The organism is Rhizobium sp. BG4 (genome assembly GCF_016864575.1).
In the GTDB taxonomy this organism is placed as follows: Bacteria; Pseudomonadota; Alphaproteobacteria; order Rhizobiales; family Rhizobiaceae; genus Rhizobium.
Genome location: NZ_CP044126.1, coordinates 718,588 through 740,239, shown reverse-complemented (window position 1 = coordinate 740,239; position 21,652 = coordinate 718,588). Strand labels below are relative to the sequence as shown.

General features: G+C 61.7%; 16 protein-coding genes and 2 pseudogenes. 5 read left to right on the top strand and 13 right to left on the bottom strand.

What is annotated here, in order from left to right:
* Positions 1-36: 36 nt before the first annotated feature.
* Positions 37-240: a cold-shock protein gene (locus tag F2982_RS23550; protein WP_112712366.1), complete on the bottom strand. Its 204-nt coding sequence runs from the start codon at positions 238-240 to the stop codon at positions 37-39.
* 216 nt (positions 241-456) lie between these two features.
* Here F2982_RS23550 and F2982_RS23545 point away from each other — a divergent pair.
* Positions 457-1,265, top strand: a pseudogene (locus F2982_RS23545) (PhnD/SsuA/transferrin family substrate-binding protein).
* 7 nt (positions 1,266-1,272) lie between these two features.
* Here the strand turns inward: F2982_RS23545 and F2982_RS23540 are convergent.
* The 3 genes and pseudogenes from F2982_RS23540 to F2982_RS23530 form a co-directional block, all read right to left on the bottom strand.
* On the bottom strand, positions 1,273-2,295 hold the full coding sequence (locus F2982_RS23540) for an NADP-dependent oxidoreductase (protein WP_203431094.1): 1,023 nt from the start codon (positions 2,293-2,295) through the stop codon (positions 1,273-1,275).
* A 51-nt stretch (positions 2,296-2,346) separates the two neighbouring features.
* Positions 2,347-4,244 (bottom strand): annotated as a pseudogene (locus F2982_RS23535) (ABC transporter ATP-binding protein).
* Between the two features lie 164 nt (positions 4,245-4,408).
* Positions 4,409-6,373, bottom strand: a complete 1,965-nt coding sequence (locus F2982_RS23530; RefSeq protein WP_203431093.1) for an ABC transporter ATP-binding protein — start codon at positions 6,371-6,373, stop codon at positions 4,409-4,411.
* Positions 6,374-6,769: 396 nt separating this feature from the next.
* Between F2982_RS23530 and F2982_RS23525 the strand changes: the two genes are divergently transcribed.
* Positions 6,770-8,176 (top strand): FAD/NAD(P)-binding protein, encoded by a 1,407-nt coding sequence (locus tag F2982_RS23525; protein ID WP_203431092.1) that lies wholly within the window; start codon positions 6,770-6,772, stop codon positions 8,174-8,176.
* Here the strand turns inward: F2982_RS23525 and F2982_RS23520 are convergent, their stop codons facing one another.
* From F2982_RS23520 to cyoA, 5 genes are read right to left on the bottom strand one after another with little or no spacing between them, the layout of a single operon-like run.
* Positions 8,177-8,917, bottom strand: coding sequence for an SURF1 family protein (locus F2982_RS23520; RefSeq protein ID WP_203431091.1), 741 nt, complete (start codon positions 8,915-8,917; stop codon positions 8,177-8,179).
* A 40-nt stretch (positions 8,918-8,957) separates the two neighbouring features.
* Complete coding sequence (gene cyoD, locus F2982_RS23515; protein ID WP_112712356.1) at positions 8,958-9,365, bottom strand: cytochrome o ubiquinol oxidase subunit IV; 408 nt, start codon at positions 9,363-9,365, stop codon at positions 8,958-8,960.
* Positions 9,362-9,982, bottom strand: coding sequence for a cytochrome o ubiquinol oxidase subunit III (cyoC, locus tag F2982_RS23510; RefSeq protein WP_112712657.1), 621 nt, complete (start codon positions 9,980-9,982; stop codon positions 9,362-9,364). The genes cyoD and cyoC overlap by 4 nt, the downstream gene beginning before the upstream one ends.
* Positions 9,983-9,987: 5 nt before the next feature.
* Positions 9,988-11,994: a cytochrome o ubiquinol oxidase subunit I gene (gene cyoB, locus F2982_RS23505; RefSeq protein ID WP_112712354.1), complete on the bottom strand. Its 2,007-nt coding sequence runs from the start codon at positions 11,992-11,994 to the stop codon at positions 9,988-9,990.
* Positions 11,995-12,039: 45 nt separating this feature from the next.
* Positions 12,040-13,215, bottom strand: coding sequence for a ubiquinol oxidase subunit II (gene cyoA / locus F2982_RS23500; protein WP_203431090.1), 1,176 nt, complete (start codon positions 13,213-13,215; stop codon positions 12,040-12,042).
* A 379-nt stretch (positions 13,216-13,594) separates the two neighbouring features.
* Here cyoA and F2982_RS23495 point away from each other — a divergent pair, with 379 nt between their 5' ends.
* The 3 genes from F2982_RS23495 to F2982_RS23485 all read left to right on the top strand — a co-directional run bounded on the left by F2982_RS23495 (position 13,595) and on the right by F2982_RS23485 (position 15,788).
* Positions 13,595-14,923: an MFS transporter gene (locus F2982_RS23495; protein WP_112712350.1), complete on the top strand. Its 1,329-nt coding sequence runs from the start codon at positions 13,595-13,597 to the stop codon at positions 14,921-14,923.
* A 116-nt stretch (positions 14,924-15,039) separates the two neighbouring features.
* Entirely contained in the window at positions 15,040-15,498 is a 459-nt protein-coding gene (locus F2982_RS23490) for a hypothetical protein (RefSeq protein WP_203431089.1), read from the top strand.
* Positions 15,495-15,788 carry a type II toxin-antitoxin system RelE/ParE family toxin gene (locus tag F2982_RS23485; RefSeq protein WP_203431088.1) on the top strand — a complete coding sequence of 98 codons (294 nt, stop codon included), beginning with the start codon at positions 15,495-15,497 and terminating at the stop codon, positions 15,786-15,788. Before F2982_RS23490 ends, F2982_RS23485 begins: the two co-directional genes overlap by 4 nt.
* A 6-nt stretch (positions 15,789-15,794) precedes the next feature.
* Here F2982_RS23485 and F2982_RS23480 read toward each other — a convergent pair whose 3' ends face one another.
* The 4 genes from F2982_RS23480 to F2982_RS23465 all read right to left on the bottom strand — a co-directional run bounded on the left by F2982_RS23480 (position 15,795) and on the right by F2982_RS23465 (position 21,645).
* Positions 15,795-16,262 (bottom strand): cyclic nucleotide-binding domain-containing protein, encoded by a 468-nt coding sequence (locus F2982_RS23480; protein WP_203431087.1) that lies wholly within the window; start codon positions 16,260-16,262, stop codon positions 15,795-15,797.
* Between the two features lie 108 nt (positions 16,263-16,370).
* On the bottom strand, positions 16,371-19,085 hold the full coding sequence (locus F2982_RS23475) for an ABC transporter transmembrane domain-containing protein (RefSeq protein ID WP_203431086.1): 2,715 nt from the start codon (positions 19,083-19,085) through the stop codon (positions 16,371-16,373).
* Positions 19,086-19,267: 182 nt separating this feature from the next.
* A complete protein-coding gene (locus F2982_RS23470; protein ID WP_203431085.1) occupies positions 19,268-20,401 on the bottom strand; it encodes a glycosyltransferase in 1,134 nt (377 codons plus the stop codon).
* Positions 20,398-21,645: a glycosyltransferase gene (locus F2982_RS23465; protein WP_203431084.1), complete on the bottom strand. Its 1,248-nt coding sequence runs from the start codon at positions 21,643-21,645 to the stop codon at positions 20,398-20,400. Before F2982_RS23465 ends, F2982_RS23470 begins: the two co-directional genes overlap by 4 nt.
* Positions 21,646-21,652: the final 7 nt, after the last annotated feature.

Genomic DNA, 21,652 nt, shown 5'->3' with positions numbered 1-21,652 from the left:
CGCCCGCATCGGTACGGGCCGGATATTTTCAAGGGATTAGAGAACCGAAACGTTCTCAGCCTTGGACTTGCCGGTCTTGCGATCCTGGCCGACTTCGTAGCTCACCTTGTCGCCTTCACGCAGCGAGCTGCCGCGCTGCAGAGCGGAGACGTGGACGAATACATCCTGGCCGCCGTTTTCCGGCGTGATGAATCCAAAGCCCTTGTCATCGTTGAAGAATTTTACGGTACCCGTAGCCATTGACGTTCCTTTTATGTCAGCTGGTCTGAAATCGACGGCAGACCCTATCGTCCGAGCCTTGATATATCAATGGCTTAGACAGCGCTGAATTGCTCTCTTTTGCGTTTCTTTCGCAATTTATCGGCAAAACCCAGGATTTGCGGGCATTTTCGGGGGATGGCATGGGCACGAGAACGGCCATTGCACGACACCGCTGCTGCCAATATTGGACAAATGATGAGCCTTGCCAGTATCGCCATGTATGTCACGCCCGCACCTCTCGCCGAGGCGACGGAGGCCCTATGGTCGTTCCTCCGCGAGCCGCTTCTGGAGGCCGGGCTCTCCGGCGTACCGGAGAGACTCAGCCGGGATATCGCCTATGACGAGGCGTGGCTGCGGCCGGATCTCCTGCTTTCTCAGACCTGCGGATATCCCTATGTGACGCGGCTGCGAGGCAAAGTCCGCCTGGTCGCCACGCCGGAATACAACCATCCGGGCTGCTCCGGTCCGCTGATGCGCAGCTTCATCATTGTCCGGCGCGACTCGCCGTTCGGCGGTCTTGAGGACCTGCGCGGCAAGATCGCCGCCATCAACAGCCCGGACAGCAATTCCGGCGCCAATCTCTTCCGGGCGGCTGTCGCGCCGCTCGCCGGAGGGCGGCCGTTCTTTGCCCGCGTAGTCCTGACCGGCAGCCACGGCGCCAGTATCGACGCGGTTGCAGCCGGGCAGGCCGATTGCGCTTCGATCGACTGCATCACCTTCGCCAATATCAGGCGGTTCGATTCGACGAGGCTGGAGATGATTCGTGTCATAGCCAAAACACCGGCGGGGCCGGACTGCCGTTCATCACCGCTGGCGACGCAAGCGATGAGCAGCTCGCTCTCCTCAGAGACGCATTATCGGCAGCAATCGCCGATCCATCGCTTGCGGCCGTTCGCGAAACGCTGGGGCTTACGAATATCGCTATCCTGTCCGATGTCGCCTACGAGTCGCTGCTTGAATTTGCCCGCCAGGCCGAGGCGTTGGGCTTCCGCGATTTCGGCTGAGGATCCCTTATTCGCTGACGCGGATGATCAGCTTTCCAAAGTTCTTGCCCTGCAGCAGGCCGATGAAAGCCTCGGGCGCATTCTCAAGCCCATCGACGATGTCCTCGCGGAATTTCAGGCGGCCGTCTGCGATCCATGCCGACGCCTCCGTGAGAAAGTCGGGCCTCTGGTCTACGAATTCGCGCTGGATGAAGCCGCGCACCGTCAGGCTCTTGCGCAGCACGGCGCGCATGAAGCCGGGGAGGCGGTCGAGGCCTTCTGCTGGTTCGTTGTTGTAGTGGGCGATCAGGCCGCAGACCGGTATGCGCGCGAAATCGTTGAGGAGCGGAAAGACCGCTTCGGCAACCGCGCCGCCGACATTCTCGAAATAGACATCGATCCCATCGGGACAGGCCGCCGCGAGCTGGACGCCAAAATCTTTGGCCCGGTGATCGATCGCCACATCGAAGCCGAGTTCATCACGGACGAAGGCACATTTCTCCGGCCCGCCGGCAATGGCGACAGCTCTGGCGCCTCTCAGTTTGGCAATCTGCCCGACGACCGATCCAACGGCACCGCTCGCAGCCGCGACGACGACGGTCTCGCCCGGCTTCGGCTTGCCGATATTGCGAAGTCCGGCATAGGCGGTGAAGCCCGGCATGCCGAGCACGCCGAGCGCCGTCGTGACCGGCGCCTGCGTGGGATCGAGCTTCCGCAAGCCGTCGCCGTTGGACGTGGCATAAAGCTGCCATCCCGAGTGGGAGAGCACGATATCGCCGGGTGCGAAATTGCTGTTACGGCTGCTGACAACGCGGGCGACCGTGCCGCCCTCCATGACGCCGCCGATCGCTACCGGCGCCGAATAGGATTTGGCGTCGTCCATACGCCCGCGCATATAGGGATCGAGCGACAGGTAGAGGATCTGCAGCAGCAGTTCGCCTTCGCCGGGTTCAGGCACGGCGGCCCGCTCGAGGCGGAAGTTATCAGGCACCGGCGCGCCTGACGGCCGTGATGCCAAGGTGATCTTCATGTTTTCGACAGGCTCGGGCATCGCTTCCCTCTTTAATTCGAATCTGACGTAACCGGGGCGATCGGCAATGTGCTAGGTCGCCGAATTGTTCGAGGCGGTCTCCTCAAGCACCTCTTCCGGGATATCGTCGAAGGAAGCGTAATTGAGATTGTAGAGCCGTGAATAGAGCTTGCCGTTCTTCATCAGCTGATTGTGATTGCCGCTCTCGATCAGCTCGCCGTTCTGCAGCACGATGATGCGGTCGGCTTCGCGGATGGTGGCGAGGCGGTGGGCGATGACGAGGCCGGTGCGGTTTTCGAGGAGTTTTACCAGCGCCTTCTGGATCAGCATTTCGGTATAGCTGTCGATATTCGCCGTGGCTTCGTCGAGAACCAGGATCTTCGCGTCCGCCACCAGCGCGCGGGCGAAGGAGAGCAGTTGGCGCTGCCCAAGCGACAAGTTGCCGCCGCGTTCGCCGAGCATGCTGTCATAGCCCTGCGGCAGCCGCATGATGAAATCATGCGCGCCGACGGCCTTGGCCGCCTCGATCACCTGTTCGCGGGTGGCCTTGGTCTTGTGATAGCGGATGTTTTCGAAGACGGTGCCGGTGAAAAGGAACGGCTCCTGCAGCACCATCGCGATCTGGTCGCCGAGCGAATCCTGCGTCAGTTCGCGAACGTCATGGCCGCCGACGACGACCTGGCCTTGCTGCACATCGTAGAAGCGGTGGATGAGCGACATGCAGCTGGATTTGCCGGAGCCGGTCGGCCCGACCAGCGCGACTGTTTCCCCGGATTGACCCGGAAGCTGACATGCTTCAGCACTGGGTGCTTCGGATTGTAGCCGAAGACGACGTCGCGGAACTCGACCGAACCGTCCATGTCCTTCGACAGCACCTTGGCGTCAGGCGCATCCTTGATATCGACAGGCACGTCGAGAACTTCGGTCAGCCGCTGGCCGGATGCCATGGCGCGCTGCATGACGGAATATTGCAGCGTCAGCGAGCGGATCGGGTCGAAGAAGCGCTGGATATAGAAGAGGAAGGCGACGAGCACGCCGACATCGAGCGCCTGGTTGAGCACCCGCGCACCGCCGACGACGATGACCAGCGCCATGGCGACACCCGTCAGGCTGTCGACGATCGGCACCATGACCTGCGCATAGCGCGCTGCCGTCAGGTGGGTCAGCAGGTTGGCATGCGCCTTGTCGTCGTAGAGGGTGAAGTTGACGCCCTGGCGGTCCATGCTCTGGACGGCGCGGACACCATGAATGGCTTCGGCGAGCGCACCGGCCGCCACCGAGTTCGTCTCATGCGCTGCCATGAAGGATTTGCGCGCGAGCGGCAGCCAGAACAGGCGCACGACAAACAGCACAGGAAGCACCGAAAGCGTCAGCAGGCCGAGCTTGAAGTCGAGATAGAGCATCACGAAGACGATGCCGAAGAGCAGGGCGATGTCGCCGACCGAGAGAACCGAGGTTTCCAGGAATTCCTGCATCGAGTTGACGTCGCCCTGCAGGCGCGACATCAGGCGGCCGACTTCGGTCTTGTCCATGAAGGAGAGCGAGACGCGCTGCAGATGCGAGAACATCGCCTTACGCATGTCGAAAAGCACGTTCTCGGCGACGCCGCCGACCAACGTCTCCTGCGCATAGCTTGCGGCATAGTTGACGAGGATGGCGCAGAGGAAGGCGACGATCGCCCAAGTCAGCGCCGAGGAATTGCTGCCCGGCTGCATGCCGTGGTCGATGGCGTAACGGATAATCAGCGGGATCGTCAGCTGCATCGCCGTGAAGGTGAGCACGGCGACGACAGACCAGACGATCTTGTCGCGATAGGGATGAACGAAGGCCCAGATGCGCTTGACGATATTGCCGTCGAAGGCCTTGCCGAACATCTCCTCCTCGACACGATGCGACCCGACCACCGCTCGCGGCGGCCGCCTGCCGTCTTCGCGCGGATCCGGACGCTCGGTTTCCATCTCCTCGGCCATGTCATTCCTCCCACGGCCATTTAGGCCCCGTATTTGTTTTATTTGGCCGCCGCCAAAGCAGTGGTGCCTGTGGCCCCCTCATCCGACCCTTCGGGCCACCTTCTCCCCTCGGGGAGAAGGTGGCGGCAGCTGGATGAGGGGGCTGCACGGCACGCCCTCAATCGTTAAGCACTCAAAGCCTCATCACCCGGCCGGATCTGCAGGTCGTAAAGCGCCTTGTAGCGCCCTCCGAGGGCGAGCAGTTCCGCATGCGTGCCGCGCTCGACGATCCGGCCTTCCTCGACGAAGAGGATCTGGTCGGCATGCATCAGCGAGCTCAGCCGATGAGCGACGATGAGGGTGACGCGGTCGGCGGCATATTTGCGCATGGCGGCGCGAATGCGCTGCTCGGTCGCCGCATCGATTGCCGCGGTCGAATCGTCGAAGACCATCACGGCCGGCCGCAGCATCAGGGCGCGGGCGATCGACAGGCGCTGGCGCTGGCCGCCGGAGAGCGACACGCCGCGTTCGCCGACGACGGTGTCATAGCCGGTCGGCAGGCCCAGCACGTAATTATGCAGCTGGGCGCTTTCGGCGGCGCGCTCGATGCGCTGTTCCTTGGCCCATGGGTCGCCATAGGCGATGTTGTTCTCGATCGAGGTGGTGAACAGGAAGGAATCCTGCTGGACGACGGCGACCGAACGGCGCAGCGACTGCAACGTCGCCTGGCGGATATCCCGTCCGTCGATGGTGATCTTGCCGCGGGTCACGTCGTAGAAGCGCGGGATCAGATGCGCGATCGTCGACTTGCCGCTGCCGGGCGGGCCGACGATGCCGACAGTCTCGCCGCGCTTGGCCTCGAAGCTAATATCGTAGAGCACCTGATGCATCTCGGAGCTCGGATAGGCGAACTCGACATGCTCGAACCGCAGCGTGCCCTCGGTGACCTTCAGCTCTTTCGCGTCAGGCGCGTCGCGCACCGCGATCTCGAGATCGAGCAGGTTGAACAGTCGGGTTCCGCAGGTGGAGGCGCGGGCGAAGGCATTGACCATCAGACCGAGCTGGCGCACCGGCATCTGCAGGATGGTCATGAAGGTGAGGAACGAGGCGAGCGTCCCGACGGTGATCTCGCCGGACATGACCTTGCCGCCGCCGACCCAGAGCACCAGGCCCATCGAGGCGAAGAAGGAGAAGGTCATGGCGCTGGTATTGGCAACACGGATGCCGACGCGCTCATGGGCAAGCTCGACGGCATTGGTCGAGGCAGCCTCGAACTTCGCCATCTCGTGATCCTGTGCCGCGAAGGCGCGCACGACGCGGATACCGCCGAGATTTTCTTCCATGATGCGGGTCAGGACCGAGAGCCGTTCCTGCAGCTCCAGCCAGGTGGCACGCAGCTTCAGCTGCGTCACCGAGGACCGCCAGCCGACGAAGGGCACGAAGGACAGCGCCAGAAGCCCGAGCACCACATCCGTCGAGATCAGCATATAGGCACCGATGCCAATCAGCATCGACAGCAGGAAGACACGCACGAGCGCCGTCGAGAAATACATGCGCACGCCTTCGAGATCGAGAAGGCCGACAGTGATCAGATCGCCGGAATGGACGGTGTCGTGAAAGCTGAAGGAGAGGCGCTGGATCTTCTCGTAGCAGGCGAGCCGCAGCTCGTAGCCCATATGGTGGCCGACGCTCTCGGAATAGTAGTTCTGGATCATCGTGAAGATGCCGCGCAACACGCTGGCGCCGAGCAGCATCAACGCCGTGGTCAACAGCGCATCCTGCGCCATCTGGCCCGCCGTCCCGCCGCTCAATGCAACCTGTGTATGGTCCACCGCCTGGCCGAGAAGCCGGGGAATCAGCAGCTGAAACGTCGATGCGACAAGCGTCGCACCGATCGCAAAACCTGATTGCCAGGGATGACGGAAGGCCATGACGGTAATGCGGACCAGCGTAAAGAGGCCCTTACCCCAGCCCGCCGCGGTCGCTTTCGCCAGCGAAGCCGAAGGCTTCGTGACGCTCATAGACGCATCGCTGCTCACGGTAATGATTCCAAATAGATGTGTGTGTCCGGACGGTGGCCCGAAAAGACGGCAATTCCATGAAGGGATTGATAGTACGCTTACTTTTGCCGATTCCATCCGGCCGTTCAAGTAAAGAATTCACCAACCGGTTATTTTATCGTGAGGGGAAAATCCGGCGGCGGGCGCGCGTGAAAGACAGCCGGCTTCCCGTTCGCCTTCTGGTGGAAATCGCTGTTGTCTTGGCGGTGTGCCGGAAAAAGGGAAAGCCCGCATCGAGATCAACGGGTTAGCATGTCGCATGAGGGCTTCGTGGGCGAGGGGGTTGCCAGCTGCATCATTTTCCGCTCTCATACACGACCAGTTTGATAGACTATGGACGGCAGCGATTGCTCCCCTAGTTCTTTCTCCGGCGCGTGCCGGACAACCGCTTGTATGGCGGCGCGAACCCTGGCCGACGCAGCGCGATTTTTCTGCGTCGATACCCTGATCGAGACACGGATGCGGCGATGACCGCGAGGAGTTGAGATGACGGTTCAAGGACTTTTCTCTGCGAAGGCCGCGGCGGCGGCGAAGCCTTCCGCCATTCCGCGCATCGCCATTGTCGGGCGCGGCTTTTCCGGGATGATGACGGCGATTGCGCTGATGAAGACGGTTCGCACACCGTTCCATTTGCAGCTCTTCGATCCCAATTCCTCCGTCAGCGGCGGGCAGGCGCTGTCTTCGGCCCGGCGCTCGGCGATCCTCAACACCCGCGTTCGCGATCTCTCGGTTTCGATTGGGGATGCCGATGATTTCAACGACTGGCTCTGTAGCAACGCGGAGTTCCGCGCTGCGGTGCCCGCGGCGATCCCGGGATTCCGCCAGATCTTCGTGCCCAAGGAAATTTTCAGCGATTACGTTTACCAGCGCTTTTCCGAAGCGCTCGCCACCCGCAAGGACATCACCGTCCAGGTCAGCCACGAACCCGTCGTGGCGATCCGCAGGAGCCACGGCCACCGCTTCCTTCTCGAACATGCCGGTCCTGCCAATCCGCTCTTCGATACCGTTTTCCTGGCGACCGGCTACGGGCTCCCGCAGGCCGATCTGCTCTCCGGCGAAGGTGCGCCGGTGCGCGCCCAGCGTCTCGTTGGCCGCCCGCATACCATTCTTCTCGGCAGCGGCATCCGCGTCGTCGACCAATTGCTGCAGCTGCGCGACGAAGGCTATGGCGGCCAGATCACCATCGTCTCCAAACACGGATTCCTGCCGCAGAGCCATACGCCGAACTCCGCCGAGCCGGTTTTTCCTGCAGAAGAACTGCCGAAGGACCTGCCTGACATCCTGCGCTTTATCCGCAATGCCTGCCGTGAGGCGGAGGAGGCGGGGCGCAGCTGGCAGTCGGTGATGAACGGATTGCGCAAACATGCCCGCTCGCTCTGGCGGGCGCTGCCGGCGCGCCAGAAGCAGCAGTTCAACCGGCATCTGCGCGCCATCTATGACAGCCACCGCAATCGTCTGCCCGAAGCCATGTATCTGCGTCTGAAGCGCGAGCTCGCCGGTGGCAATACCGTGCTTCGCCGCGGCGTTGCCGGGCGGCAGGGACTGAGCGGCATCTTCTTTACGCCGGCGGGATCGGCCGCTGAGGAAGTGATCCATGCAGAGCGGGTCATCGACTGCCGCTGCCGCGCCGCCGATCTTGAGGCGCCCCTGCTGCAGAGCCTCTTTGCTGCCGGATTGGCGATGCCGGACGAACTCGGGCTCGGCATTGCCGTGAATCAGCGGGGCGAGCCCTATCTTGAGGATGGTTCGGCGGTGGATGGCATATTTGCGATCGGCCCGCTCGGGCTTGGCAGTCTGCCGGATATCGATCTGGTGCCGGAGATTGTCAGCCAGGCCTATGCCGCGGCGGAAGAGGTCGCGGCCCGCGCCTTCCCGCAATGCCGGGCGATGTGATTAGCGGCGGCGCAGCTCATTGCGGATGACGACCACAAGCAGCCCGGCCATCATGATCGCCATGGCGAACCAGGTGATCGCGTAGCTCAGGTGGCTGTTTGGAAAGACGACGCGGGTCAACCCGCCGACCGGCGAACCGCCGGGATTGGGCGTCGCATCGGCATCGATGAAATAGGGCTCTGGCTTCTCGATGCCCTTGTTGGCGGCGATCGCCGCGACGTCGCGCGAATACCACCATCCCGTCGCGGGATCGTTGGATTGCAGCAGCGAGCCTTTCGGCTCGGTCGGCCGCAGCAGGCCGGTGATCGTCACCGTGCCGGAGAGCTGTCCCTCGGCGCGGGTTTTGGGGTCGCGTTTCTCCGAGGGTACGAAGCCGCGGTTGATCAGGATGGCATTGCCGTCCGCCAGCATCAGCGGCGTCATCACCCAATAGCCGGGGCCGAGCTCCGTCGAGGTATAGACGAAGGTCTCCTTGCTGTTATCCAGCGTGCCGGTTGCCTTGACGCGCAGATATTCGTCTTCGGCGGGATTGATGTTGCGCGCTCCGGGGGCCGCGACCGGTTCGGCGTGGATGCGCTGGTCGACGCGGGCGATCAGGTCGAGCTTCCAGTAAAGCCGCTCGATCTGCCAGATGCCGAGCGCCACGAATGCGGCCATGGCAAAGAGGATCAGGCCGCAGAGCGCAAAGAGCTTCACGGGCGAACGGCGGCTGTCGGGCTTGGTGTCGGAAAGATCGGTCATGGCAAAAAGAGCGGGCGGCTCATCGCCGCCCGCGTCATGCTCAGGGCATGTTCTTCATCATTTCGGGACTCATCGGCATCATGTTGGTGTTCAGATGATGCATTACCCAGAAGGTGCCGGCGAGCGCGATGGCGACGATGACGATCGTGAAGATCAGCGCCATGATGGTCCAGCCGCCTTCAGAACGCGTGTTCATGTGCAGGAAGTAGATCATGTGGACGACGATCTGGATCGCGCCGAGGATCATCACCGCGGTTGCCGTGACAAGCGGGTTTTCGAAGACGCCGGCCATGACGAGCCAGAAGGGGATCGCCGTCAGGATGACCGACAGGACGAACCCGATCATGTAGCTCTTGAACGAGCCGTGATCGGCCTCGTGACCGCCGTGACCGTGGCCGCCATGGCCGTGGTCGTGATGCGCATCGTGGGCGTGAGTGTTCGAGCTCATCCGAGAACTCCCAGCAGATAGACCAAGGAAAAGACGCCGATCCAGACGACATCGAGGAAGTGCCAGAACATCGACAGGCACATCAGGCGGCGCTTGTTGGCTTCGATCAGGCCATGCATCGAGACCTGGATCATCAGCGTGATCAGCCAGATGATGCCGAAGGTCACGTGCAGACCGTGGGTGCCGACCAGCGTGAAGAAGGCCGACAGGAAGGCGCTGCGCGTCGGGCCTGCGCCCTCGTGGATCAGATGCGCGAACTCATAGAGTTCGAGGCCGATGAAGGCTGCGCCGAACAGGCCGGTGACGGCCAGCCAGAACAGCACGCCGGCCTTGTAGCCACGCATCATCTGCAGCATCGCAAAGCCGTAGGTGATCGAGGACAGCAGCAGCATGGAGGTGTTGATTGCCACCAGCGGCAGATCGAACAGATCCTTCGGCGACGGGCCGGCCGCATAGTTGCGGCCGAGCACGCCATAGGTGGCGAAGAGCACTGCGAACATCAGGCAGTCGCTCATCAGGTAGAGCCAGAAACCGAGATTGGTGCTGCTCTCCGGATGATGCTCCTCGGTGAGGTAGAAAACGGGCTTCTCGGCCGTGTCGATGGTGTGATCGGTCATGGTCGTCATCCCTGCGCCGCGGCAAGCTGCTGCGTGCGCTTGTCTTCCGTATCGGTGACTTCTTCCACGGGAATGTAGAAGTCACGCTTGTAGTTGAAGGTGTGGACGATCGACACGAGGACGATCGCGGCGAAGGACAGGATCGCCAGCCACCACATGTACCAGATCAGGCCGAAGGCGAGGCCGATGCTGAGTGCCGAGAGGATCGCGCCAGTGCCGGTGTTCTTCGGCATGTGGATCGGCTTGAAGCCCTCGAGCGGACGGACATAGCCGCGCTTCTTCATGTCGTACCAGCTGTCGTGATCGTGGACGACCGGCGTGAAGGCGAAGTTGTAGTCCGGCGGCGGCGAAGAGGTCGCCCATTCCAGCGTACGGCCATCCCACGGGTCGCCGGTCTCGTCCTTGAGAGCCTCGCGCTTGCGGAAGCTGACGAAGATCTGGATGAGGAACGAGGCGATGCCGATGGCGATCAGGCCGGCGCCGAAGGCGGCGATGATGAACCAGATCTGCAGCGACGGATCTTCGAACTGCGAGACGCGGCGCGTGACACCCATCAGGCCGAGCACGTAGAGCGGCATGAAGGCAAAGAAGAAGCCGATCTGCCAGAACCAGAAGCTCATCTTGCCCCAGAACGGGTCAAGCTTGAAGCCGAAGGCCTTCGGGAACCAGTAGTTGACGCCTGCGAAGAGGCCGAACAGCACGCCGCCGATGATCACATTATGGAAGTGGGCGATCAGGAACAGCGAGTTGTGCAGCACGAAGTCGGCTGGCGGGATGGCGAGCATGACGCCGGTCATGCCGCCGATGACGAAGGTGACCATGAAGCCGACGGTCCAGAGCATCGGCACTTCGTAGCGGATGCGGCCGCGATACATCGTGAACAGCCAGTTGAACATCTTCGCCCCTGTTGGGATCGAGATGATCATCGTGGTGATGCCGAAGAACGAGTTGACGCTGGCGCCCGAACCCATCGTGAAGAAGTGGTGCAGCCACACGAGGTAGGAGAGGATCATGATGACGCAGGTGGCGTAAACCATCGAGGCGTAGCCGAAGAGGCGCTTGCCGGAGAAGGTCGCGACCACTTCGGAGAAGATGCCAAAGGCGGGCAGCACGAGGATGTAGACTTCCGGGTGGCCCCAGATCCAGATGAGGTTGACATACATCATCGGATTGCCGCCGAGATCGTTCGTGAAGAAGTTCGTGCCGGCATAGCGGTCGAGCGACAGCAGAACGAGGGTGGCGGTCAGGATCGGGAAGGAGGCGACGATCAGCACGTTGGTGCAGAGCGAGGTCCAGGTGAAGACCGGCATCTTCATGAAGGTCATGCCGGGAGCGCGCATCTTGACGATCGTCGCGATCAGGTTGATCCCCGACAGCGTCGTGCCGACACCGGCGACTTGCAGGCCCCAGATATAATAGTCGACACCGACGCCAGGACTGTAGTCCGCGCCCGAAAGCGGCGGATAGGCAAGCCAGCCGGTCCGTGCGAATTCACCGATGAAGAGCGAGATCATGATGATGATCGCGCCGGCGGTGGTCATCCAGAACGAGAAGTTGTTGAGGAACGGGAACGAGACGTCGCGGGCGCCGATCTGCAGCGGCACGACGAAGTTCATCAGGCCGGTGACGAAGGGCATCGCCACGAAGAAGATCATGATGACGCCATGCGCCGTGAAGATCTGGTCGTAGTGATGTGGCGGCAGATAGCCTTCGGATCCATTGAAGGCGATCGCCTGTTGGATACGCATCAGGATGGCGTCGGAAAAGCCGCGCAGCAGCATGATGACGGCGAGGATCACATACATGATGCCGATCTTCTTGTGATCGACGCTGGTGATCCAGTCGCGCCAGAGCGGTCCCCAGAACTTGAAATAGGTGATGAGCCCCACGACGGCGATGCCGCCGATCGCAACGCCGATGAAGGTGAAGATCAGGATCGGCTCGTGATAGGGGATCGCATCGAGGGTCAACCGGCCGAAGATGAACTTCAGGAGGTCAGGATTGGAAAACATGGAATAACCCGTTCATTGGTGTCTTAGCGACGCAAAGCGCCAGGTTTAATTGTTGCTCGGCTGGGCCGGTGCCGGATCGCCGCTGCCATCGTTCATGCCCGGCATCGAATGGCCGTCGTGGCCGCTGCCGCTCATGTCCATACCGGGCATGTCCTGCTGATTGCCGTTTGCAGCATCTGCCGGCTTCTGATCGCTGGAAGCAGGGGTAGCGGCCGCGGGGACTGCTTCGGCTTCTGCGCCATGGCCTTCGCCGACGTGTCGGTTGTCATATTCCAGCTTTTCACGGTTCTCGGCGCTTTCCTTGCCGCCGCCGCCCATCATGTCGATATGCATCATATCGCTCATGCACATCTTGCCCGGCGTGGCGCAGAGGTTGAGGATCGCCTGGTAGAGGTCCTTGTCGGCGGTCGCGTAGTAGCGGACCGGTTCGCGCTCGGACGGCTTTTCAAGCTTGAGATAGGCGTCACGGTTCAGCGCCGTGCCCTGGCTCTTCACCTTGGCGACCCAATCGTCGAAGCCCTGCTGATTCAGGCCATGGAACTTGAAGCGCATGTGCGAGAAGCCTTCGCCGCTGTAATTGGCGGAAAAGCCCTCATACTCGCCTTCCTTGTTGATGACGGCATGAAGCTGCGTCTGCATGCCGGGCATCGCGTAGATCTGGCCGGCAAGTGCGGGAATGTAGAAGGAGTTCATGACCGAGGATGCGGTGATCCTGAAATTGATCGGCACATCGACCGGCGCTGCCAGCTCGTTGACCGTCGCAATGCCGAGCTCCGGATAGAAGAACAGCCACTTCCAATCGAGCGCCACGACTTCGACAGTCATCGGCTTGACGTTTTCGGGGATGCTGCGCTCGGCATCAATGCGATCTAGCGGACGGTAGGGATCAAGCTTGTGAGTCGAAATCCAGGTGATGGCGCCAAGGGCGATGATGATGGCCAGCGGTGCCGACCAGATAACCACTTCCAGCCGTGTCGAGTGATGCCATTCCGGATCATAGGTCGCTGCCGTATTCGAACGCCGGTAACGCCAGGCGAAGAAGAACGTCAGGAACAGGACCGGCACGATGATCAGCAGCATCAGGAAGGTGGAGACCAGAATGAGGTCTGCCTGCTGACTTGCGATATCGCCCGACGGCGACATCACGACCATATTGCATCCTGCCAGCATCATCAGCGGCAACACGGATAGAAGGCGGGAAAACTTCACGAGTTTTTGCACGTCTCTAAGCTCTTGTTGTTTCGTCCAAACCGCGACTAAAGCACTGAACCTGATGGCAACATGAGGTGTTTGGTCGCACTGCAGCAAACATGCCGCAGCGCGGCAAAGAATGTAAGGCGCTACGGCGTTGAAATCCTGATAAGTTTCGGAAGGATTTGGCCCCAGCGCATGCTTTTGTGCGGCATAATATATCCGCGAAAACGGAAACGGCCACTTGAAACGCCGCGAATCGGGCGATCACGCCCAATTTCTCATCCACATCTAATTTTGAGAATGGATGATGAACTATTTACGTCCGTCAGACTTGATAACCTTGCAGGTTTGATCAAGATCGTCTTGAGGCGCTTTGCCGCAAGCGTCTCGACGAGGGAGGCGTTTAATGACTGCAGCACACTATGGACCATCGTCCACGACACTCGAACGTGACGCAAGACAGATTCATGCCGGCGAAAAGGTTTCGCCTGGAAGTATTGCTCTTGGCGTCATCATCGGGCGAATGTCCGAATTCTTCGATTTCTTTGTTTATGGCCTGGCCTCTGTCCTGGTCTTCCCGCAGCTGATCTTTCCCTTTGCACCGGACAGGCTGACGGGGACGCTCTATTCGTTCGCGATCTTTTCGCTGGCCTTCCTGGCGCGTCCGGTCGGCTCTGTCGTCTTCATGACGATCGACCGATTCTATGGCCGCGGCACGAAGCTGACGATCGCGCTGTTCCTGCTCGGCGGCTCGACCGCGTCGATCGCCTTCCTGCCCGGCTATAACGAGATCGGCTATTGGGCGATCGCGCTTCTGGCGCTCTTCCGGCTCGGTCAGGGCTTCGCGCTCGGTGGCGCCTGGGATGGTCTCGCCTCGCTTCTGGCGCTGAACGCGCCGCAGAACAAGCGCGGCTGGTACGCGATGATCCCGCAGCTCGGTGCGCCTATCGGCTTTGCGCTGGCGAGCACTATCTTCGGCTTCTTCATCGCCAATCTCTCCAATGAGGATTTCCTCTCCTGGGGCTGGCGCTATCCGTTCTTCGTCGCCTTCGCGATCAATGTCGTGGCGCTCTTTGCGCGCCTGCGTCTGGTCATGACGCAGGAGTTCGGCACACTTCTGGAACAGCACGAACTTGAAGCCGCGCCGATCGGCAAGGTTCTGAAAATCCACGGCCGCGATATCCTGATCGGCGCCTTCGTGCCGCTCGCGAGCTTCGCGATGTTCCACCTCGTCACCATCTTCCCGCTCGGCTGGATGAGCCTCTACGGCACGCAGCCGCTCGACACCTTCATGGTGGTGCAGATCATCGGCGCGCTTGTCGGCATCGTCGCGATCATCGCGTCGGGCCTGATCGCCGACCGAATCGGCCGCCGTGCCCAGCTGGCCGTCTGTGCCGTGCTGATCGCGATCTTCTCCTTTGTCGGTCCGATGCTGATCGCTTCGGGCGATGCTGGCCAGGACGCGTTCGTCATCATCGGCTTCGGCGTGCTCGGCCTGTCCTTCGGCCAGGCAACCGGCTCGATCTCCTCGCGCTTCGGCCGCGGCTACCGCTACACAGGCGCCGCCTTCACCTCCGACCTCGCCTGGCTGGTCGGCGCCGGCTTTGCGCCGTTGGTGGCGCTCAGCCTCTCCAGCAGCTTCGGCCTGACCTTCGTTGGCTACTACCTGCTCTCAGGTGCCATCTGCACGCTGGCAGCGCTCGCCTTCAGCAGGGCGCTGGAGCAGCGGGAATAGATTAGGGACCGCGCCAGGTCGATTCGAAAAGCCCGGTTTCGACCGGGCTTTTTATTGATCGATGCGTTGCAAATTATAATTGATTGCATATCCTTCTCTACGAAGGAGATGCCGCCATGACCCGTTCCACGATCGACCATGCGACGCTCGCCCAACTGGCGGGCGCTGGTGCCATCGACAGGACGCTTGTCGTCGGCCAGACAGGCGGCTGGTCCATCGTCGTGCGCTACGGAAAGAGCGAGCATCCGCTTGCGGCGCAGCGCAGCCGTCAGGTCAGGCTCTTCAAGAAGATGGAGACGCTGGTGTCTTATCTCCGGGACGTCGGCATCTCCCAGTTCGACGTCGACGCCAGCGATTATGCCGCCGAGCCCGCCAAACGCCCCGATCGCGCCGACGCTCTGAAGCGGGCACATGAGGCCGCCGAGCATGACCGGTGGTTCCGCGAACAGGTTCAGATCGGCCTTCGCGAAGCGGATGATCCGAATACGGTGTGGATCAGCGATGAAGAGGCCAACAAGGAAATGGACGAGTTGCTGGCTAGCCTGAGGTCGCGCTTGCCAGGTGATCGGCAGTGATCGTCAGATGGCTGCCGCGTGCTCTGAACGATCGCCGAAACCAGGTGTCCTATATATTCCAGCGAAACCCTCAGGCAGCAGTCCGTTTGGAAACGCTTGTACGCAGCCAGAGCGAGCTCCTGCACAGTTACCCTCTCGCTGGCCGAATTGGTCGCCAGAAAGGCACGCGGGAGCTCGTTGTTCCCAACAGCTCCTACGTCATCATCTATCGCATCGATGAAAAGGCCCAGCAGGTACACATTCTACGCCTGCTTCACGGCGCCCAGCAATGGCCGCCGGAAGAGGAGTGAGGCTGGTTAGCGAGCGACGGCTTCCGGCTGCTTGGCGCGGGCGGCGGTCAGTTCGGCGGTCGTGTGGTTAAGGCGGTCGGCCAGCACGCGCATGATCTCGACGGCCATTTCAGGGAAGTCGCTCAGCAGCTTCAGGAAGTGTTCCTTGCTGATGCGCAGGACTTCGAGGCCCGAGGTGGCGCGCACGGTTGCCGTACGCGAGACGTCGCAGAGAATGGCGATTTCGCCGACGATGGAATTGAGCTCGACATCGGCAACCTTGATGTCGCCGGCGGGAGAGTGGACGAGAATATCGGCTGTGCCAGAGAGGATCACATAGGCTGCGTCGCCCGGATCGCCCTGGTGGAAGAGGTTCTGACCGGCCTTGTAGGTTATCCGGTCGGAGGTGAACGCCAAAAGCTTGAGTTTCGCCGGAGCGATCCTGGAAAAGATCGGCACCCGTCGCAGCATTTCGACTTCATCTCTCAACAGCATGAGCGTTTTACCCCCTGCAGCGCCTCCTCGCCAAAGGAGATCGCGCTTTTTAAAACTCTACCAGGCATTCCCTCGCAAGAATGCCGTCTCAGCCGCCCCAATAGATTATTACGATAACAGTTCCTTGAACATAGTGTTTTTCTCCGAAAGTTCCGGATAGCCACCGGCTTCGGCAAGGCCGCCGCGCTCGAACAGCAGGATCCGGTCGAAGATTTCCGCCAGCCGGGCATTGGAGAGCACGAAGATGATCGCGGGCCGCTTGCCCTCTTCATGCAGCCCGGTCACGACGTTGCGGATGATCTGGTCCTGGACACGCTGGTCGAGTGCCAGCAGCGGCCGGTTGAAGATGAAATAGTCCGAGCGCTTCAAGAGCGTGCGGGCCATATTGACCTTCTGGCGCTGCACCATCGTCAGGCGCTTGCCACCGGAGCCGACGTCGAATTCCATGCCGATCGACAGCACGTCGTCATAGAGATCGAGCTGGTCGAACAGCTCGCCCATGATCAGCCGGATCTGGTCGGAGGCATCGGCCTGCTGATAGGCGATGCGGCCGAACAGCACGTTGTCCATCAGGCTTGCCGATGCGGTGAAGCGCTCGGGATCGTAGCGCTCGATCAGGGCCGAGAGATCGTCGGGAATATGCTCGTGGAACTGCTTGCGGGCCGAAACGATCTTCGCCATCAGCTCGTCGGTCAGCAGACCAAAACGGTGGCGGGGCTCGATGTAGGCGAAGCTTAGCCGGATGATGCTCGACCGTTCTTCCGCCGTCGCATCCTCGAATTTCCGGCTTGTCAGTTTCTGGAGCAGCGCCTGATAGGTCGGAATGTCATCCGCCGTCATGAAGGTCAGCTGCTGGAAGAACGGGTGGTCCGGCGGCAGGTCATGGAAGAGTTCGACGGCGTTTTCCGCGATCTCGAGACCCATGGCGTAGAGATCGTTGCTGAGCCCGGTGTCGCGGAAAAGCTGCTGGAAATAGGGATGCGCCGCCAGCCGGCGGTTGGTCATCATCGGCCGCTTCATCGTGCCGAACAGCAGATTTTCGCCGACCGTCGCCTGCGGATTGTAGGCGTCGAAATCGAAGGGCACGACGATCGTATCGAGGTTCTCTTCCTTGAGGCGGTCACGCAGTGCGAGGCGCAGATCGACGATGCGGTCAGCTAGGACGACATGCACGGATGTATCGACCGAGGAGCGCAAGGCGAGGTCGAGGATATCCTGTGAGATCATCACCGCGTCGAGAACCGGCCGGATCGCCTTCAGCAGGTCTTCGGGTCCGTTGGCACCTGCGGCATTGTAATCCACCCAGTCGCTGTTCAGGTCGAATGTCGGATTGCCGGCGCGCAGCGCCTCGGCATTGCGCCACTTGAGTTCGAGCGCCTTCTGCGAGTCGTAGGCTGGATCGGTCAGCGGCGCGTGCTTGAGCCCGTAAAGCAGGTTGTCGCGCAGCGTGCCGTGGAAGAAATAGGTGTCCGACGAAGCATAGGAGATGCGCCGGCCCGTCACCGATTCCGGCATATCGAGAAGGTCGCGCCCGTCGATGCTGATGCGGCCGGAATCCGGCCAGACGATGCGCCCGAGCGCTTCGGCAAAGGCTTCCGCGCCGCTGCCGTTCGGCCCGACGATGGCGACCGTTTCGTTCGGCTTGATCTCGACCGAGACGTGATCGACCAGACGCGCGCCGCTGTCGTCGCTGACGGCGAGATTGGTGACGACGAGAGCCGCGGTCAGCGGGCCGACGACGTCGCCCGGAATTTCCTGAATCTTGCTGTCGATCAGCGGCTCGACGTTGAACTGCTCGTAGACCTGCTGGTACTTGACCTGCACGTCCTGACGCATCTGGTCCCAGTCGATCAGTTCCTTCAGCGGGCCGGGCAGGTCCTTGTAGGCCGAGATGACGGCGACGAGCTGACCGATATCGAGCCGTCCCTGCAGCGCCAGATAACCGCCGATCGCGTAGAACAGGAAGGGCGTGACCTGGGCCAGGAAGTTGTTCAGGAACTTGACCAGGAACTTCCACTGATAGAGGTCGTAGCGGATCTTGAAGATCAGCCCGAGGCGCGACGCGATGTCGGCGCGCTCGAGATTCGACGTATCGTTGCCATGGATGGTGCCGATGCCATCGACGATTTCGCCGACGCGGCCGGAGAGTTCGCGGGCGGTCAGCTGGCGCTGGCGGCCGAGATCCAGAAGCCGCTTTCTCATCCGCGGAATAACGATGGCCTGCACGCCGACGATACCGGCGGCGATCATGCCGAGCCAGAAATTCTGGACGATGATGAAGGCGAGCGCCGTCAGCGCCTGGCCGCCCAGTAGCGCCGGAGAAACGAAGGCGTCGCCGGTAAAGCCGCCCATCGGCTCCACCTCGTCCTTGATCATCGTCGCGATTTCGGCCGACTTCACCTTCTTGAAGTGCGACGGCGGGAAACGCAGGACGCGGTCGATCAGCTGAAAGCGGATGCGGCGCAGCATGCGCTCGCCAAGGCGGCCCTTATAGGTGTTGATATAGAACTTGAAGAGGCCGTTCAGCACCACCAGCGCCAGGAATACCAGGCTCAGCGCCATCAGCATCTGCAGGCGGTTCAGCTGGATGCCCTGGAAGAGCTCGACATGCCCGATCAGCGGCAGGTCGTAGGACAGGTGCATGAAGGTCTGCGTCGCATTGGCATTGTCGAAGCCGTCACCCTGGATCGGTCCGTTGACGATCTGCTTCGGCAGATCGAAGGACAGGAAGTAGGGGATCATCGACGCCGCAACGACCGCCAGAATCCAGAGCTGCTGGAGGCGGGTGTTCGACCAGATATAGCGGGCGAGGCTCTTTTCCATTGCTAACCGTCAGCCTGATGGGAGGGTCCGGAGACGTTCGAGGAGGGAGATTCGGGAAACAGGATCATGCCGCCGGACCGCCGGATATCGTAACGAAAACAAGGCGAAGCGGACTGCCGTCGAAAAGCCGATTCTGCCGGAAGTTCGTTTATATCACAGGACTTTCATAAAGTGCGAGCAATTCAGCCGAGCATCGTGCGAATGATCGCAGCTGTGGTCTCCGCGCCAGCCAAATCCAGGCTCGCGGCCTTGCGGGGCGGCGCATCCATCGCTTCGGTCACGGCTTCGGCGACATGCGCTGCGGTCAATCCGGTTTCCGGCAAGATGCCCGCGAGCCCCATCGCCTTCAGCCGCTTGGCCCGTACCGTCTGTTCGGTTTCTCCACCGGCGACGAAGGGGATGAGGATCGCCCGGCAATCGGTGCGCAGGAGGTCGCCGACGGTGTTATAGCCCGCCTGCGAGATCGAGACCTTGGCGCCCTTCAGCAGCGAAGGGAAATCCTTGCGGAAGCGCACGAGGGTGACATTGGCAGGCGCATCGTCCTGCAGAGACTGAAAATCGGCCTCCGGCAGGTTGGGTCCCGATATCAGCAGCCAGCGGTATTCTGCGGGCAGGGAGCGAGCCGCATCCCGGGCCGCGCGGATCAGCTCCAGCCCGACGGCGCCGCCGCCTGCGGAGGCGATGATGTCGAAGCGTTCGGCCGGATCGGCCGCCGGTGGCGGCGCGACCATACCGGTATAGCGGACCTTGCCGGCGATCTCCGGTGTCAGCGGAAACGTGTCTTCCAGGCGGACGAAATCGGGATCGCCGTGAACGAGGACGGCATCGAAATGCTCCTGCACCAGTTTCACGGTTTCCGCATCGCGGCCAGCCTTGCGATTTTCCTGCAGGATGTCGCGCACCGAGCTGAAGAGTTTCGGCCGCGGATTGGCTGCAGCGATGGCATCGAGCAGTGGCAGCAGTTCGAAGCGCATCTGGCGGCGGCCGAAGGGGAAGGCCTCGATGATGACGGCGTCGGGCTTGGCGTTCGCGAATGCGGCGAGCAGCTGGTCGCGACGCGCATTGAGGAAATCTTCCGTTGCCGGATTGCCGTTGGCATCCGCGAGGCCGGAGAAACCGGCCTTGCCGGCAACGACCGCCGGCAAGGCGATGGTCTTCAAGCCCTCGGCCGGGAAGCCGGGCACCGGCAGACCGCCCGTCACGACGGTGACGTCGAAACCATCCTTCGCCATCGCATTGGCGATGCGGCTGGCGCGGGCGATATGGCCGATGCCGAGCAGATGCTGGACGTAGAAGAAAACGCGCTTGGCGCTCATGGGTCTTTCCGCCATTCGTCTTCGAAAAGCTGTGTCAGCTGCGCGATGCTAGAGTGATAGTCAAATTGCGCCCGCACCCGCTGCTCGGCGGCATCGCCCAGCCGATGGCGCAGCGCCGGATCGCGGATCGCCCTTTCAAGGGCTGCCGCCAGGGCCTTCGGATCTTCCGGGGGAACGACCAGGCCGTTCTCGCCATCCGTCAGCAGCTCGGGCACGCCGGAAATATTGGTGGAGAGGCAGGCGAGCCGCTGGCTTGATGCCTCGACGAGGACATTCGGCAGGCCATCGCGGTCGCCATTGGCGGCGATGCGGCAGGCGAGTACGAAGAGATCGGCGCGGCGGTAGTGATCCAGCACGTCTTCCTGGGCGAGTGCGCCTTTCCAGGCGATACGCTTGCCGAGACCGAGCTCATTGGCGATGGACTTCAGCTTCGACAGCTCCTCGCCGCCGCCAATATGATCCAGCCGCCAGTTGAGCTCCGGCGGCAGAAGCGCGAGCGCCCGCAGCAGGATGTCGTAGCCCTTCTTCTCGACGGCGCGGCCGACGCTGAGCAGGAAGACCGGATCATCGGCCGACGAGCCGTCCCGCAGCGAACGTTCGCCGGAGAAATGGCCGAAGCGGGCGAGGTCGAGCCCGTGATAGCTGAGATGCACCGCATCCGGACGGCTGGTCAGCGTGCGCATATGCTCGTAGCCGGTGCGCGTGCACGTCACCGCCCAGCGGGCGCTCGAGAGCTTCTCGTTCAACTCCCAATCCGGCGACGTCCAGATATCCTTGGCATGCGCCGAAACGGTCCAGGGCGTGCCCGTCAGGATGCTTGCATATTCGGTGACGGATGCCGGAGTGTGGATGAAATGGGCATGCAGCCAGCGGCCGTTGTCGGGCCATTCGCGGGCAAGCACCAGCGCCTGGCCGAGACGGCGAAAGCGGTTGCGGGAGATATCGCGCGGCAGGTCGGCCATGAAGCGCTTCAACAATGCGCCGAAACCCGCCTTGCCGAAACCAGCAAACAGGCCTTTCAGAACGCGGAATGGCTCCTCGTGCAGGTATTCCGGCAGGTAGACGACGCGGGCCTTGATCTCGTCGTGGACAGGATGCCGCTTCTTGTCGGTCGGCCGGCGCATGGAAATCAGCGTCAGGTCGAAGCCGGCCTTCTCGAGGCCGAGCAGTTCCTGCGCGATGAAGGTTTCCGAAAGGCGTGGATAGCCCTTCAGCACGACGAGGATCTTCCGGCGTTCTGGCAAGGCTGTT

Bases quoted from the DNA above. Each gene is read 5' to 3' on its own strand.
- F2982_RS23495 (WP_112712350.1), top strand. From the start codon at position 13,595: ATGACTGCAGCACACTATGGACCATCGTCCACGACACTCGAACGTGAC.
- F2982_RS23520 (WP_203431091.1), bottom strand. From the start codon at position 8,917: ATGACCGATCTTTCCGACACCAAGCCCGACAGCCGCCGTTCGCCCGTG.
- F2982_RS23480 (WP_203431087.1), bottom strand. From the start codon at position 16,262: ATGCTGTTGAGAGATGAAGTCGAAATGCTGCGACGGGTGCCGATCTTT.
- F2982_RS23475 (WP_203431086.1), bottom strand. From the start codon at position 19,085: ATGGAAAAGAGCCTCGCCCGCTATATCTGGTCGAACACCCGCCTCCAG.
- F2982_RS23470 (WP_203431085.1), bottom strand. From the start codon at position 20,401: ATGAGCGCCAAGCGCGTTTTCTTCTACGTCCAGCATCTGCTCGGCATC.
- cyoD (WP_112712356.1), bottom strand. From the start codon at position 9,365: ATGAGCTCGAACACTCACGCCCACGATGCGCATCACGACCACGGCCAT.
- F2982_RS23525 (WP_203431092.1), top strand. From the start codon at position 6,770: ATGACGGTTCAAGGACTTTTCTCTGCGAAGGCCGCGGCGGCGGCGAAG.
- cyoC (WP_112712657.1), bottom strand. From the start codon at position 9,982: ATGACCGATCACACCATCGACACGGCCGAGAAGCCCGTTTTCTACCTC.
- F2982_RS23540 (WP_203431094.1), bottom strand. From the start codon at position 2,295: ATGCCCGAGCCTGTCGAAAACATGAAGATCACCTTGGCATCACGGCCG.
- F2982_RS23490 (WP_203431089.1), top strand. From the start codon at position 15,040: ATGACCCGTTCCACGATCGACCATGCGACGCTCGCCCAACTGGCGGGC.
- cyoB (WP_112712354.1), bottom strand. From the start codon at position 11,994: ATGTTTTCCAATCCTGACCTCCTGAAGTTCATCTTCGGCCGGTTGACC.
- F2982_RS23550 (WP_112712366.1), bottom strand. From the start codon at position 240: ATGGCTACGGGTACCGTAAAATTCTTCAACGATGACAAGGGCTTTGGA.